Source organism: Massilia sp. 9096 (genome assembly GCF_000745265.1).
Lineage (GTDB): Bacteria > Pseudomonadota > Gammaproteobacteria > Burkholderiales > Burkholderiaceae_D > Telluria.
Window position 1 is genome coordinate 2912811 of record NZ_JQNN01000001.1, and the last position, 12682, is coordinate 2925492.

The 12682-nt window shown below is 65.5% G+C and carries 17 protein-coding genes; 8 read left to right on the forward strand and 9 right to left on the reverse strand.

Annotated features, from left to right (window positions below; translation table 11 throughout):
- The first annotated feature begins 2 nt into the window (after positions 1 to 2).
- The 4 genes from hslO (at position 3) to FA90_RS26440 (ending at position 2804) form a co-directional block, all read left to right on the forward strand.
- Complete coding sequence (gene hslO / locus FA90_RS12410) at positions 3 to 959, forward strand: Hsp33 family molecular chaperone HslO (protein ID WP_036169135.1); 957 nt, start codon at positions 3 to 5, stop codon at positions 957 to 959.
- Positions 960 to 1005: 46 nt separating this feature from the next.
- Positions 1006 to 1194: a hypothetical protein gene (locus FA90_RS12415; RefSeq protein WP_036169137.1), complete on the forward strand. Its 189-nt coding sequence runs from the start codon at positions 1006 to 1008 to the stop codon at positions 1192 to 1194.
- A 95-nt stretch (positions 1195 to 1289) separates the two neighbouring features.
- On the forward strand, positions 1290 to 2066 hold the full coding sequence (locus FA90_RS12420) for a hypothetical protein (RefSeq protein WP_036169138.1): 777 nt from the start codon (positions 1290 to 1292) through the stop codon (positions 2064 to 2066).
- Between the two features lie 348 nt (positions 2067 to 2414).
- Positions 2415 to 2804, forward strand: a complete 390-nt coding sequence (locus FA90_RS26440; RefSeq protein WP_156116879.1) for a PAAR domain-containing protein — start codon at positions 2415 to 2417, stop codon at positions 2802 to 2804.
- Between the two features lie 28 nt (positions 2805 to 2832).
- Here FA90_RS26440 and FA90_RS12430 read toward each other — a convergent pair whose 3' ends face one another.
- From FA90_RS12430 to FA90_RS12440, 3 genes are all read right to left on the reverse strand, one after another.
- The gene (locus FA90_RS12430) at positions 2833 to 4317 is read right to left on the reverse strand and encodes a PEP-CTERM sorting domain-containing protein (RefSeq protein ID WP_036169139.1); all 1485 of its coding nucleotides are present in this window, start codon (positions 4315 to 4317) and stop codon (positions 2833 to 2835) included.
- An 85-nt stretch (positions 4318 to 4402) separates the two neighbouring features.
- Positions 4403 to 5317, reverse strand: coding sequence for a hypothetical protein (locus FA90_RS12435; protein WP_036169141.1), 915 nt, complete (start codon positions 5315 to 5317; stop codon positions 4403 to 4405).
- Between the two features lie 33 nt (positions 5318 to 5350).
- Positions 5351 to 5830, reverse strand: coding sequence for a hypothetical protein (locus FA90_RS12440; protein ID WP_036169143.1), 480 nt, complete (start codon positions 5828 to 5830; stop codon positions 5351 to 5353).
- Between the two features lie 253 nt (positions 5831 to 6083).
- On the opposite strand from FA90_RS12440, the gene FA90_RS12445 reads away from it, so the two are divergent.
- Positions 6084 to 6800, forward strand: coding sequence for a DNA-binding protein (locus FA90_RS12445; protein WP_036169145.1), 717 nt, complete (start codon positions 6084 to 6086; stop codon positions 6798 to 6800).
- A gap of 114 nt (positions 6801 to 6914) precedes the next feature.
- Here FA90_RS12445 and FA90_RS26445 read toward each other — a convergent pair whose 3' ends face one another.
- The 3 genes from FA90_RS26445 to FA90_RS12455 form a co-directional block, all read right to left on the reverse strand.
- Entirely contained in the window at positions 6915 to 7160 is a 246-nt protein-coding gene (locus FA90_RS26445) for a hypothetical protein (RefSeq protein WP_156116688.1), read from the reverse strand.
- Between the two features lie 113 nt (positions 7161 to 7273).
- A complete protein-coding gene (locus FA90_RS12450; protein WP_239700710.1) occupies positions 7274 to 7678 on the reverse strand; it encodes a putative quinol monooxygenase in 405 nt (134 codons plus the stop codon).
- 98 nt (positions 7679 to 7776) lie between these two features.
- Entirely contained in the window at positions 7777 to 8355 is a 579-nt protein-coding gene (locus tag FA90_RS12455) for a hypothetical protein (protein WP_051971739.1), read from the reverse strand.
- 281 nt (positions 8356 to 8636) lie between these two features.
- Here FA90_RS12455 and FA90_RS12460 point away from each other — a divergent pair, with 281 nt between their 5' ends.
- The 3 genes from FA90_RS12460 (at position 8637) to FA90_RS12470 (ending at position 10570) form a co-directional block, all read left to right on the forward strand.
- The gene (locus FA90_RS12460; RefSeq protein WP_051971740.1) at positions 8637 to 9302 is read left to right on the forward strand and encodes an OmpA family protein; all 666 of its coding nucleotides are present in this window, start codon (positions 8637 to 8639) and stop codon (positions 9300 to 9302) included.
- A 36-nt stretch (positions 9303 to 9338) separates the two neighbouring features.
- Positions 9339 to 10238 (forward strand): YsnF/AvaK domain-containing protein, encoded by a 900-nt coding sequence (locus FA90_RS12465; RefSeq protein WP_051971741.1) that lies wholly within the window; start codon positions 9339 to 9341, stop codon positions 10236 to 10238.
- Between the two features lie 116 nt (positions 10239 to 10354).
- Entirely contained in the window at positions 10355 to 10570 is a 216-nt protein-coding gene (locus tag FA90_RS12470; RefSeq protein WP_156116689.1) for a hypothetical protein, read from the forward strand.
- A gap of 81 nt (positions 10571 to 10651) precedes the next feature.
- On the opposite strand, the gene FA90_RS12475 is transcribed toward FA90_RS12470, so the two are convergent.
- The 3 genes from FA90_RS12475 to eno are packed head-to-tail and all read right to left on the reverse strand — an operon-like array spanning position 10652 to position 12676.
- A complete protein-coding gene (locus FA90_RS12475) occupies positions 10652 to 10948 on the reverse strand; it encodes a hypothetical protein (protein ID WP_051971742.1) in 297 nt (98 codons plus the stop codon).
- A 6-nt stretch (positions 10949 to 10954) separates the two neighbouring features.
- Positions 10955 to 11338, reverse strand: coding sequence for a cell division protein FtsB (gene ftsB, locus FA90_RS12480; protein ID WP_036169152.1), 384 nt, complete (start codon positions 11336 to 11338; stop codon positions 10955 to 10957).
- A 51-nt stretch (positions 11339 to 11389) separates the two neighbouring features.
- Entirely contained in the window at positions 11390 to 12676 is a 1287-nt protein-coding gene (eno, locus tag FA90_RS12485) for a phosphopyruvate hydratase (protein WP_036169154.1), read from the reverse strand.
- Positions 12677 to 12682 lie beyond the last annotated feature (6 nt).

The following is a 12682-nucleotide window of genomic DNA, read 5'->3' on the forward strand; positions in this document are numbered from 1 at the left end:
GAATGACGACTGACACCAGCAAGGACATCCTCCAGAAATTCATCTTCGACAACGCCGCCGTGCGCGGCGAGCTGATCGAAGTCTCCAACGCATGGCGCGAAATCCAGTCGCGCCATGCCTACCCGAAGGCGGTGCGCAACCTGCTGGGCGAGATGGTCGCCGCGGCCGCGCTGCTGTCGGCCAACCTGAAGTTCAACGGCTCGATCATCATGCAGATCCATGGCGACGGCCCGGTCAAGCTGCTGGTGGTCGAATGCGACGCCAGCCTGCGCCTGCGCGCCACCGCCAAGCTGGGCGAAAACGTGCAGATCGCCGACGACGCGTCGCCGGAGCAGCTGCTCAACCAGAACGGCCGCGGCCGCTTCGTGATCACGCTCGACCCGCAGGACAAGGTCCCGGGCCAGCAGCCCTACCAGGGCGTGGTGCCGCTGGTCGGCGACGACATGGCGACCATCATCGAGAACTACATGCTGCGCTCGGAGCAGATGGACACCCGGCTGTGGCTTGCGGCCGACGAGAACGTCGCGCGCGGCCTGCTGCTGCAAAAGCTGCCGCGCAACAGCAGCATCGAAGGCCAGGTCGCCCAGGCCACCGAGGAAGAAGACCTCGAGACCTGGACCCGCGCCACCATGCTCGGCCAGACCCTCAAGCGCGAAGAAATGCTCAGCACCGACGTGCAGACCCTGCTCAAGCGCCTGTTCTGGGAAGAGACGATCCGCGTGTTCGATCCGCTGCATCCGGAGTTCCATTGCACCTGCTCGCGCGAAAAGGTCGGCAACATGCTCAAGATGCTGGGCAAGCCGGAAGTCGACGAGGCCCTGGCCGAACTCGGCCGCCTCGACATCAACTGCGACTTCTGCGGCAAGCATTACGGCTTCGACGCGGTCGACTGCGCCCAGCTGTTCGCCTCCGGGCTGTCGGCCGACGCGGTGGCGCAGGCTTCCAGCGTCAAGCACTGAGTCAAGCACCAGGCGAGCACGCCCATGCGCGACGGCGGAGCGCTGGATGGACAACGGCGTGGATGGCCATGTCAGCAACGTCCATGACGACAGCGACGTCGACACGGCGGTGAACCGTTTCCTGATCGAGCGGGGCGTGCCCGGTATCCGCGTCTGCGTCGACCGCAAGAGCAAGCGCCCGGTACCGATCCCGGACCGGACGCGCGCCCTGCTGGCGCGCTTGCAGGCGGCGTGACGGTGGCGCTGCAGCCACACATGCATATCCATTTTTTGTTGCCTTAAAGACTATCTGCTCGGCATACTGGTCCGGTCCCCCTACCGGAGCCCGCCATGCCGATTCCGCGCCTCGTTCTCCCCCTCGCCGTTGCCCTCGTCTTCGCCGGTTTGGCCGCCGCCAGCCAGGCCGCGGTCCAGAACATCGACGTCGGCACCCCGCTGGCGCGTTTCGGCCTGCTCAAGCCGGGCACCCACCGCTACCTGCGCTACCTGAAGACCGGCGAGGCCACCCAGCCGATCGACATCTGGACGCGCGAGATCCGCTTCGAGCCGCACGACGGCCGGCCGCAGATGCACATCGTCCAGCGCTGGGACGGCGTGTTCCCCGCCGTGAGCACGCGCACCTTCGACTCCTGGTTCGACCTCGACACCTTCCGCCCGCACACGCACGCGCGCACGAGCGTGAACGGGAAGGACGGCAAGCCCGTGGTCGAAGGCTTCTTGTTCGCGCCGGACCGCGTCACCGGCATGCAGGACCTGGCCGGCAACACGCAGAAGGACTTGAACGTCGCATCGAGCGAACCGACCTTCAACTTCGAGACCGACATCGAATTCCTGCAGGCGCTGCCGCTGGCCGACGGCTACGAGGCGCGCGTGAACTTTTATCACCCGGGCGGTTCGACACCACCGCAGCGCTACACCTTCAAGGTCACCGGTTCGCAGACCATCGCCGGGCCGGCCGGGCCGGTCGACTGCTGGGTGGTCTTCACCGATTACAACACGCCCGGCGACGGCGCCAAGTTCTGGTTCGCCAAGGGCAGCCAGCTGATGGTGCGCCAGGAAGGTGCGCTGCCCGATGGCCGGCGACTGGTCAAGACGCTGATCGAGTAAGAGTTCTTCTGAATTATCCGGCTCAATTATCCGAAAACAGTCGGATTCGAATACGGGTTTGTCGCTGTCGAGTTCATCCGGTCCTGGCTGGGGTGACAGCCGATGCTATCTTTTTGTTGCTGAATTACGCTGTCGGTTTCTACCCACAGAAACGATCGGAAAAACCTGAATTCATCCGATGTCCATAATCAACTTGATTGGAATCAATTGGCATAAATCAACGACACGCTTCAATGAGCACCGGTGTACGAATTCGTACCCGTGGCTCTGGGATAATGTCGCTTTATGCATACGACAAACGACATTCCCCGGTCAAATTCGCAGACCATGGAGGAAAGCGTGAATAGCATGAACCAATCGAGCAACATCCAGCTGCCGGGCGGCGCCCAGCCGCGCAAGATCATCGCCCGCTACCCGATTGCCACGATCGGGTCGCGCACCCGGCGCGGCGGCCAGGTCGTCCGTGCCGACGGCAACGCCGACGACTTCTGCGTCGCCTGCGTCGGCGACCGCGTGCGTTATCCGGACGGCAGCGAGAGCGTGATCACGTCGGGCGCGGGCCACGCATCGACCTTCGCCAACCGGCCGGTCGCGCTGGTCGGCAGCCACATCGCCAACGGCGACCGCATCGTCGCGCCGGCCCAGAGCATGGGCGAAATCATCGTGGTCGAGGGCGAACAGGTGCCCGGCCTGCTCGAACCCGGCTACAAGCCGCCGCGCCTGGCCGTCCCCGGCTGAAGCCATTCCCTCCCCGCGCGCCGTTCGCTCAGGACTTGCGGCGGCGCGCGGCGGCCATCGATGCCAGTCCCGCCAGCATCACCGCCACCATCCCCGGCTCCGGCACGTCCGACGTGTCGGCGGCCGGGGCAAACGCCACCCCCTTGAAGTTCGAATCGGCCGGCGCCGTGTCGAGCGTGACGAAGGCTTCGCCCGCCGGCTTGATTAGGGCCGCCAGGTCGTCGCTGATGCCCAGCAGGTAGGTCGGATCGAGGTCGCCGATCGTGTAGTTGGTGGCGAACAGTTCGACCTGGCCGCCGACCACCGCGCCCGTCAGGCCGAGCAGGCCGGTGGTGCCCCCGGCGGCGTTGTTGGCCACCAGGTTCAGGCCGTTCGACAGCGTATAGGCCAGCGACCAGGCGCCGCTGCCGTCGGCGCTGCTGTTGACCCACTTCTGCAGGCCGCCGTCGCCCAGCGTGCTGCTGCCCGAGCTGTTCTTGGGGATGCCGCTGTCGGCCACGTACAGCACCGAGGCGGTGGCGAAAAAGTATTGTTCCGGGCTCAGGCTGATGGTCTGGCCGGCGGCGTTGACGCCGTTGCCGTTGCCGGTCGTGATCACGTACTTGCCGGCATTGCTGGTGCCGAAGCCGTTCAGCTGCGCCGGGCCGTTGCCGCCGTTGGCCAGGCCGGCCGGCAAATTGCCGGCGCTGCCCAGGGTGCCGATGAAGTCGCGGTTGCTGCCGCTGCCCTGCTTGCTGTCGACCGACACGTACAGCTGCTTGTTGACGATCTCGACGATGCGCGTGTCCTGCGCCGCCGCGCCCTTGCTGGTGTCCAGGCCGGTGACCGCCGTCGCGCTGGTCGCCCCGCGCTGGGCCACCCACACGCCGCCGGTCTTGTCGCCGCTGACGCCCTGGCCCGACAGGTACAGCGTGCTGCCGTCGACGCTCGCCACGCTGCGCGGGTTGTTGCCGTTGAAGACGCCAAGCAGCGTGGTCGAACTGTCGACCTTGCCGTTGGCGTCGATCAGCGCGGCCACGCGCGCCACCGGCGTATAGCCCTGGCCGCTCAAGCTGCCCGACTGGCCGAGCGCGGCCGGCTTGGTCGGATCGTTGACGGCGGTGCCGTAGGCGGTCGGGTTGGCGTTGAAGGCGGCCGCGTTCACGCCGTAGCCCATGATCGTCAGGTAGCGGCCGTCGCCGGAGCGCTGCAGCGTGCCTTCGGACGAGGAACCGTATTCGCCCGACACCGCGGCGTTGTTGCCGGACGCGGTCTGCGGCAGCACCAGCGCATTGACGTAGGTGGCGCTGGCCGTGCCGCTGTGGCTGTACTGGAACAGCGTCAGCGGCGCAGCCTGGTTGTCGGTGTAGCTGCCACTGACAGCGCCGCGCACGCCGTTGCCTTCGACGCTGACCACCAGGTTGCCGGGGATGAAGAACGGCGTGGCCTGGGCGCTGCCTGCGCCGGCGAGGCTCGCGGCAGCGGCCAGGGCGAACAGGGTCGGGCGAAGAACGGGACGGCGAGTCGATCGCATGGCGGGGCTTCCTGATTATCGAAAAAATAACGATAACAAGCCTTTGTGACCGGACGATGACGCCGGCCGCGCCCGCTGGCGCCGATCAGGACTGCGGCTGCGCCTGCGCCTGTGCTTGCCCCTGCGCCGGACAGGAAGCGCCGGTGATCTGCGCGCCCTCCGCGCGCGCACTGTCGAAGTCGGCGGGGGCCAGTTCCTCGCCCCAGCGCTGGCGCAATTGCTGCTCGGTCAGCGGCTTGTTGCGCGCCGCGTTCGAGGCGATCTGGTAGGCCATCGCGAGTGCCGGATCGCGCGCGCCGAGCTGGCCGGCATCGTAGGCGTTGGACAGCAGGCCGAGCGCGAACTGGTCGCACTGGGCGCCGGCGCCCTTCAGGTAGGCCAGCGCCTGCTGTTGCCATTGCTGGACCTGCGGGTCGCTGGTATCGGCCTCGGCCAGCGGCTTGCCGTTCGGCCCTTCCATGAAGAAGTCGACCTGGGCCGCGCGCTCGCCGGCGTCGGCGGCGCGCGTCAGGAAACGCATGCGCTCCTGCAGCTGCGCCGGCGACACGCGCGCGCACAAGGCGCGCACGTGCGCGCGCTCGCGTACGGCGGTCTCGCCCTCCTGCGGATCGAGGAATTCCGGCAGTGGATCCTCGGCCGCGGCGCAGGCCGAGGCCGCCTGGTAGACCTGGTAGGCGGCGTGCAGGTCGCCGGTGCGCGCGGCGGCGGCGCGTTCGTCGATGTAGGCGGCGGCATCCTTGCCGCCGAAGTCGATCGCGCGGCCGTTGCGGCCGTAGATCGGGACCGCCGGTGCGGTGACGAAATCGCTGCGCTCGGCCGGGTCGGCGCCGGCGCGCAGCATGCCGGGATCGAGCCAGCCGCCGTGGCCTGGCTGGCCGGCAGAATCGGCATGCTGCGCCGTGGCATCCGGGGATGCCGCCTGGCGCGGCCCGAGCGCCAGCCAGGCGCCGACGACGGCGGCGACCACGATGGCGGCAAGGCTGGCGCGGGACGGCGTCATTTTGCTTCAGTTCAGTTCCACCTCAGTTCCAGCTCAATTCCACAGATAGCAGTAATTGGTGCTGCGCTCCAGGTTGGCGCTCACCGAACCGGTCGAAGAGATCGTCTTGGTCCAGCCGTTCGGCGCGCTCGTGCTCGGCGTGTCGCCGCAGTTGTTGTGGACCCAGTGGATGCCGCTGCCGTCGGAATATTTCTCGCCGCAGACTTCGATCCTGGTGCCGGCCTTGAGGGCGGCCAGCGACGCCGGCATCGACGTCGAGTTCTTGACGTAGTCGGTGGCGTAAACGTTGTCCATCGCGACCTGGTAGGTCTTGCCGTCCTGGTCGGCTTTCATGTAGAGCACGGTGTGCGACAGCTGCACGCCGGACAGGGTCTGACTGGCGGCCTGGAATTTCGGGCTGGTGGTGACGGGGCCGGTCAGGAATGTGCCTTTGTTGGTCGTACAGGTGGTTTGTTCGGTTGCGAAGACGCACAGCGGGGACAGCAACAACAGGGCGAGCAAGGTCGATTTCATTTTCCGTTTTCCTCTGTTTTTGGTGTAAGTCCTGTGGATCACAGGGTGGCGGCCGCACGCTTGCCGACGACTGTCGAGCTCGGACCATCACAGAATATTATTCCTGCTGATCAGTATGCAGACACAATGTTACAAAATTATTAGCGAGGGTATTTTGCCACATGGAAATTTGACATGTCTGGATTGATTGCGCGCTGTGCCCTAAGATAAGCGCCTCATCAAAATGCGCACAACATGCGGCAGCGGAGATTCCATGGCAGAGCACGACGTAACATTTGACGCGATCCACGAAACGGCCGAGCGCCTGGCGGGCGAAGGCCGGCAGGTCAGCATCGAGACCGTGCGCGAGGAGCTGGGCGGCGGCAACCTGGGCGAGATCGGCCGCGCGCTGGCGGGCTGGCGTGCCGGCCGTCTGGAAGCGGCGCCGACGCCGGACACCGGCATTCCGGAACCGGTGGCGGCCGCGCTGGCCGGCTGGCTGCAGCGCTACGCCGAGGACAGCGGCGCGCCCGCGCGCGAAGCCCTGGCGCAATCGCAGGCCGACATCGACGCGCTGCTGAGCGCGCACGGCGAACTCGAAAACGAGCGCGAACAGCTGGAAATCGCCAACACCCAGGCCCAGGCGGCCATCGCCGACCGCGACGAGACCATCGCGCGCCTGGACGCCGAGCTGCGCAACGCCAAGCAGGTCGCGATGGATGCGCTGGTCAGCAAAGCCAAGGACCAGCTGGCGATCGAAGGCAAGGACAAGCAGATCGACAAGCTGCGCAACGAGCTCGAGCGCAACGTGACCGAGTCGGCATCCGTCTCCGATGCCCGCCTGGCGGCCGAAATGGAACTGGTGGGCGCGACCACCGCACGCGACAGCCTGGCCAATGAAGTCAAGGACCTGCGCGGCCAGCTCGATGCGCTGCACGCCGACCGCAGCAGCCTGCGCGCCGAGATCGAGATCCTGCGCAAGCGCGGCTGAACACCGTCAACCCTGGCTGCGGCGGGGTCTCCGCCAACGCAGCCATCCCGACCGGATCGCCATGGCCGCCAGAGCCAGAACAGGCCGCTCAGCGCCAGCCGCGGCCACAGCAGGTCATCCAGGCCGATCAGCAGCGACAACGGATCCCGGGCCGCCGGAGCCGAGCGGCGATATGCCCTGGCTGTCGGCCAGGAAAGGCAGCGGAAAGCCGTAGGCGAGTACCGGACAATAGACTGGCGTGCCGATGTTGCTGCATACGGCGATGACGCTGCCGGGCACCGCCAGCGAGGCGTAGGTCAAGGCGGCTGCCGCCAGGCAGACCCGGGTGCTGGTTTTGAGTCTCGAAACGATCTCGTTCAAGCGCGCCTCTGGCGAATTGATGGCTGAGACAGACTGCCAGCCGATACTGCCGCCACGCGACCACGTCCTGTCGGCACGAAGCCGATCTGGTACCTGGCGGCGGTCGGCTCAATTCAGTGCTCTTGCTTTAAAGGTGTACCGAAGCCGCCAATCGGGTGCGTCTCGAATCGCTCACCCAACCCTGAAATAAGCGGCCTGCCTGCCTGAAGCGCTGTTTTGACGGCATCCAGATTGAGCGAAGCCTTGTGACTTTCTACACTGTCCCATACCTCGGTAATCCATAAAGCGTCGCCGTCGGCAGGGTCTTCTGCAACCACGTAGCTCAGGCATCCGGGCATGGCGCGGCTGGCTTGGAGGAGGATCGGCGCCAACACGCCGCGTTGTCCCGGCTTGGCTTTGATTTTCGTAATCAGACCGTACATCGGGTTTTGCCCGGTTGCCGATGATGGCATGGACTGGCATGCAGTCAATGCCATGAGAGCAATTGCAGTGACAAGGATGCGGCGCATTTTTATCATCGGTTTCCTTGAACGTAATCGGGAATGACACATCAAGATATCACCGAAAAAAGGCTCGAAATCCGCACTTTGTCACTTGGGAAATCACTGGTATTCCCTCAGCGCTGTTCCTTGTTGATCTGCTGCAGCAGCACAAACGCTTCGTGGTCGATGGCCGGCTGGGCCTCCTCGAGCTGCCTGCTGGCCTGTACATACGCCGCGCGCTTGCGCTCCTTCTTTTCCTCCGGCGGCACCGCCGCCACCATACCGGGCATCATGATTCCGCCGCGGCTGTTGTACTTCTCGTAGATCACCTTCTTGCCGTACTGCGTGTTGTAGAAGCGTGTCATCTCGACCGCGGTGTCGGTGGAAATGGCGCGCGCCAGCGGTGTCGCCATGCGCTGATAGACCTCGGCCGGCGGCGTCCGGTCGATCTTGGCGAACACGGCTTTGCGCTGGTCTTCGCTCTGGTAATGGCTGCGCGCGGCAACGCCTTTCAGCACCTTTTCGATCTGCATCGCGCCGAGCAGGTCCTGCACGGCTTTGACGTGGGCGGGTGTGACCGCGTCGACGGGGGCCGAAGCGGCGGCGGCTGGCGCGGCGAAAGCCGGGACGGCGAAAGCCAGCGATAAGCCGAACATGGCCTGGGCTGCAAACTTCATGGACTTCCTTTCGATAAAGATCAGATCGGTACGCATGTGGCGTGGCGCTTGCGCCGCCGCGACTACATAAATTGCTTGGAGAACTGCCGAGCGCTTTCCGTAAATACACAAACTCATCTTCGCTCTCCGACCTCCTACAGCTCCCTGAGGGGTGTACCTACAAAATGGCCGAGAAAATTCAATATTATCAGCCTCGAGCGTTGTCGCCCAAAAGACAACAATAAATTGTAATTAGGAATTAATTACTTTATATGCAGGTCAAATGGACGGCAATCAATTTGTTGATGTCATAAGCAAAAACCGATGGAGAGCAACTGATGGCAAATCAAAACAATCGTGGCGACGGAGCACCGCCAAGCCATATCCACGTAGGCGCGGAAACCCACAAGAAAGGCTGGCTGCCCTGGCTGCTGCTGGCGCTGGGCGTCCTGGCGGCGCTGCTCGCCCTGAGGCGCTGCAGCAGTCACGATGACGGACTCGCCCGCGTCGCACCGGCGAGCGGGACAGCGACGATGGGCGCGCCGACCGCCGCAACCACCGCTTCGCCTGCTGGCGCGGCTGCCCCCGCAACCGCGACCGCCGCAGCGCCGGCGGGCACGTCGGGCGTCGGCCCTTATCTGGCCGGCACCGAAGCGCTGCCGCGCACCTTCGTGTTCGAAAAGCTCAATTTCGATACGGCCAAGAGCGACGTCCGCCCCGAAGATCGTAACGAGGTGAATGAATTGGCCGCCGCCATGAAGCAGTACCCGAGCTCGCGCATGCGCATCGTCGGTTATGCCGATGCCCGTGGCGCCGCCGCCGCCAACCAGACGCTCGGCAAGGAACGCGCCGACAGCGTCAAGGCGGCGCTCGTGGCCCAGGGCATCGACGCCGGCCGCCTTGAGACCGCATCGGGCGGCGAGAGCAATCCGGTCGACACCAACGCCACCTCGGTCGGCCGCGCCGAAAACCGCCGGACCGAGCTGATCGTCCTGCAACGCTAAATTTTGCTAACTATCTTTTTATAAGAGGAAAATCCCATGTCACGCACGATTACCGCACTGTTCGATACCCGCGCCGATGCCGAGGCCGGCCGCCAGCGTCTGCTCGACGCCAATCTCCATGCCGATCACGTCCGCATCCACGACAAGTCGTCGGTTGGCGAGGCGGGTTACTCGTCGCATCAGGAGCCGGGCCTGTGGGCGTCGATCAAGAACGCCTTCCTGCCCGACGAAGACCGCCACACGTATGAAGAAGGCGTGCGCCGCGGCGGCTTCCTGCTGACGGCCGACGTCGACGAACACCAGGCCGACGAAGCGGTCCGCGCGCTCGACGAGGCGCACGTCAATACCGTCGACATCGACGAGCGCGCCACCCAATGGCGGTCGGAAGGCTGGGTGCCGCCCGCCACCGCAACGACGGCCGCCACGGCGCTCGGCGCTGCCCGTGCCGGCGGCGCGATCGCTGACGACAGCCTTGCCGATGCAGCCGCTGCGACAACTCCGGCCACTGCGACAACTGCAGCCGCCGCGGCCACCGGCGACGAGGCGCGCTTCAAGGTCGTCGAGGAACAGCTCATCGTCGGCAAGCGGGAAGTCGATCGCGGCGGCGTGCGGGTGCGCTCGTACGTGACCGAGACGCCGGTGCATGAGCAGATCAGCCTGCGCGACGAGAAAGTCCGCGTCGCGCGCCATGCGGTCGATCGGCCGGCGGGCGAAGACGCGTTCCGCGAGCAATCGATCGAACTGACCGCCACCGGCGAAGAAGCGGTCGTCAGCAAGACGGCGCGCGTGGTCGAGGAGGTGGTCGTCAACAAGACCGCCGAACAGCGCGTCGAAGGCATCAGCGACACCGTGCGCCGCACCGACGTCGTGGTGGAGCAACTGGACGCATCCGGTCAGCCGCTCAAGGCGGACCAGCCGGGCTTCGACAAACGCTGAGCCGGATGGCCGGGGGTGGCGCTGCACGGCCGCCCACCCCGGCCAATCGCATTCACGGCGCCCCTGTGCACACGGCTGTGCCACACTGGAACCATCTCGAAGACAAGGAGAGCGTCATGAGCAACGAGCAAACATCCCAGGATCAGCAGCAAGGCCAGCAGGCGCAGCAAGAGAGCCAAGCGGGCAGCCAGCAGGGATCCGATACGCAATCGGCGCAGCAACAGACCCCGCCCGACTTCGACGGTTTGAAGGACAAGAAACCGGAGGAGCTGACGCCCGAAGAGCTGCGCTGGATGGCCGACACGATGCCGGGCGAAGGTCCCGGCGACTGAGGCGGCAACTGAAGCTGTAACTGAAGCCACGCGCCTGCGCGCAGGCGTCACGCGCGCGTACGCGTACGCGTGTAAATCGGGTCAGGCGTGCCCTGCCCCGTGCGGCGACGGATCGGCGCCCGGCATGTGCAGGTCGATGACTTTCATGATGGCCAGCGTCGTGTCCAGGCTCATCTCGCCGGCGCGCATGGCGTCGGCCAGCTGGACGCGCGGCAGGCTTGCGGCGGCCGCCAGGTGGGCCAGGCCGGCGGAATCCGCGACCGCACGCAGCGCGGCGGCGACCTGCTCGGCGTCGCCGCTCTCGAAGGCGGCGGCCAGGCAAGCGGCAACCGCTTCCAGGGTGTCGAGTGCGGCAAGGTTCGGGTTCTGGTCGGCCATGGCGGTTCAGTCGTTGGTGGCATGCGAAGGCGCAGGCGTCTTGCCCGGCTTCTTGCCTTTGTCTTTCTGCAGCATCGACGGCGGCGGCGGCACGGTCATCATCACGGCCGGCTTCTCGTCCTTCTTGAGCACCTGCACGAAGATCTCGTTCTGCTTGATCATGCCGAGTTCGTAGCGCGCGCGCTCCTCGACCGCTTCGGTGCCGTTTTTCAGGTCATTGACCTCGGACTCCAGCTTGGCGTTGCGCGCCTTGAGCTGGTCGGTCTTGGCATGGCTCGCGGCGAGCTGGCTTTCCAGGTCGGCGACGGTGAGCCACCCGCCCTTCCCCAGCCATAGCGGGAACTGGATCAGCAGCAGCAAGGCGACGAGGGCAAGGGTGATGATGCGCATTTCGAATAAAAAAAACCGGCCGATGCGAACACCGGCCGGCGTGCCACACGATTACTTCAGGTTGTAGAACGCGTCGCGGCCCGGGTAGGAGGCGATGTCGCCCAGGTCTTCCTCGATGCGCAGCAGCTGGTTGTACTTGGCCATGCGGTCCGAACGCGACATCGAGCCGGTCTTGATCTGCAGGGCGTTCATGCCCACGGCGATATCGGCGATGGTCGAGTCTTCGGTCTCGCCCGAGCGGTGCGAGATCACGGCGGTCCAGCCGGCGCGCTTGGCCATCTCGATCGCGGCGAAGGTCTCGGTCAGGGTGCCGATCTGGTTGATCTTGATGAGGATCGAGTTGGCCACGCCCTTCTGGATGCCCTCTTTCAGGATCTTGGTGTTGGTGACGAACAGGTCGTCGCCGACCAGCTGCACGCGGCGGCCCAGCGCCTGGGTCAGCGTGGCCCAGCCGTCCCAGTCGCCTTCGGCCATCGCGTCTTCGATCGAGATGATCGGGTAGCGGTCGCACCAGGTGCTGAGCATGTTGGTGAAGTCCTGCGCCGACAGCTTCAGGCCGCCTTCGCCTTCCAGCACGTACTGGCCGTCCTTGTAGAACTCGCTGGCGGCGCAGTCCAGGCCGATCGCGATGTCCTGGCCTGCGACGTAGCCGGCCTGCTCGATCGCCTGCATGATCAGCTTGATGGCTTCTTCATGGTTGGCCACCGACGGGGCGAAACCGCCTTCGTCGCCGACCGCCGTGTTCAGGCCCTTCGAGTGCAGGATCTTTTTCAGGGTGTGGAACACCTCGGCGCCGTAGCGCAGCGCTTCCTTGAACGACGGGGCGCCGACCGGGATGATCATGAATTCCTGGATGTCCAGGTTGTTGTCGGCGTGGGCGCCGCCGTTGATGACGTTCATCATCGGCACCGGCATCTGCATCGCGCCCGAACCGCCGAAGTAGCGGTACAGCGGCAGGCCGGCTTCTTCGGCGGCGGCCTTGGCCACGGCCATGGAGACGGCCAGCATCGCGTTCGCGCCCAGGCGGCTCTTGTTCTCGGTGCCGTCCAGGTCGATCAGGGTGCGGTCCAGGAATGCCTGTTCGTTGGCGTCCAGGCCCATGATGGCTTCGCTGATCTCGGTGTTGATGTTCTCGCAGGCTTGCAGCACGCCCTTGCCGAAGTAGCGCTTCGGATCGCCGTCGCGCAGCTCGATGGCTTCGCGCGAACCGGTCGATGCGCCCGACGGCACGGCGGCGCGGCCCATCACGCCCGATTCCAGCAGGACGTCGCACTCGACGGTCGGATTGCCGCGCGAGTCGATGATTTCGCGGCCGATGATGTCAACGATGGCACTCATGGTTTT

Bases quoted from the DNA above. Each gene is read 5' to 3' on its own strand.
- FA90_RS12445 (WP_036169145.1), top strand. From the start codon at position 6,084: ATGGCAGAGCACGACGTAACATTTGACGCGATCCACGAAACGGCCGAG.
- FA90_RS12440 (WP_036169143.1), bottom strand. From the start codon at position 5,830: ATGAAATCGACCTTGCTCGCCCTGTTGTTGCTGTCCCCGCTGTGCGTC.
- FA90_RS12430 (WP_036169139.1), bottom strand. From the start codon at position 4,317: ATGCGATCGACTCGCCGTCCCGTTCTTCGCCCGACCCTGTTCGCCCTG.
- FA90_RS12415 (WP_036169137.1), top strand. From the start codon at position 1,006: ATGGACAACGGCGTGGATGGCCATGTCAGCAACGTCCATGACGACAGC.
- eno (WP_036169154.1), bottom strand. From the start codon at position 12,676: ATGAGTGCCATCGTTGACATCATCGGCCGCGAAATCATCGACTCGCGC.
- FA90_RS12435 (WP_036169141.1), bottom strand. From the start codon at position 5,317: ATGACGCCGTCCCGCGCCAGCCTTGCCGCCATCGTGGTCGCCGCCGTC.
- FA90_RS12475 (WP_051971742.1), bottom strand. From the start codon at position 10,948: ATGGCCGACCAGAACCCGAACCTTGCCGCACTCGACACCCTGGAAGCG.
- FA90_RS12450 (WP_239700710.1), bottom strand. From the start codon at position 7,678: ATGATAAAAATGCGCCGCATCCTTGTCACTGCAATTGCTCTCATGGCA.
- FA90_RS12465 (WP_051971741.1), top strand. From the start codon at position 9,339: ATGTCACGCACGATTACCGCACTGTTCGATACCCGCGCCGATGCCGAG.
- FA90_RS12420 (WP_036169138.1), top strand. From the start codon at position 1,290: ATGCCGATTCCGCGCCTCGTTCTCCCCCTCGCCGTTGCCCTCGTCTTC.
- FA90_RS26440 (WP_156116879.1), top strand. From the start codon at position 2,415: ATGAACCAATCGAGCAACATCCAGCTGCCGGGCGGCGCCCAGCCGCGC.
- hslO (WP_036169135.1), top strand. From the start codon at position 3: ATGACGACTGACACCAGCAAGGACATCCTCCAGAAATTCATCTTCGAC.
- FA90_RS12470 (WP_156116689.1), top strand. From the start codon at position 10,355: ATGAGCAACGAGCAAACATCCCAGGATCAGCAGCAAGGCCAGCAGGCG.
- ftsB (WP_036169152.1), bottom strand. From the start codon at position 11,338: ATGCGCATCATCACCCTTGCCCTCGTCGCCTTGCTGCTGCTGATCCAG.
- FA90_RS12455 (WP_051971739.1), bottom strand. From the start codon at position 8,355: ATGCGTACCGATCTGATCTTTATCGAAAGGAAGTCCATGAAGTTTGCA.
- FA90_RS12460 (WP_051971740.1), top strand. From the start codon at position 8,637: ATGGCAAATCAAAACAATCGTGGCGACGGAGCACCGCCAAGCCATATC.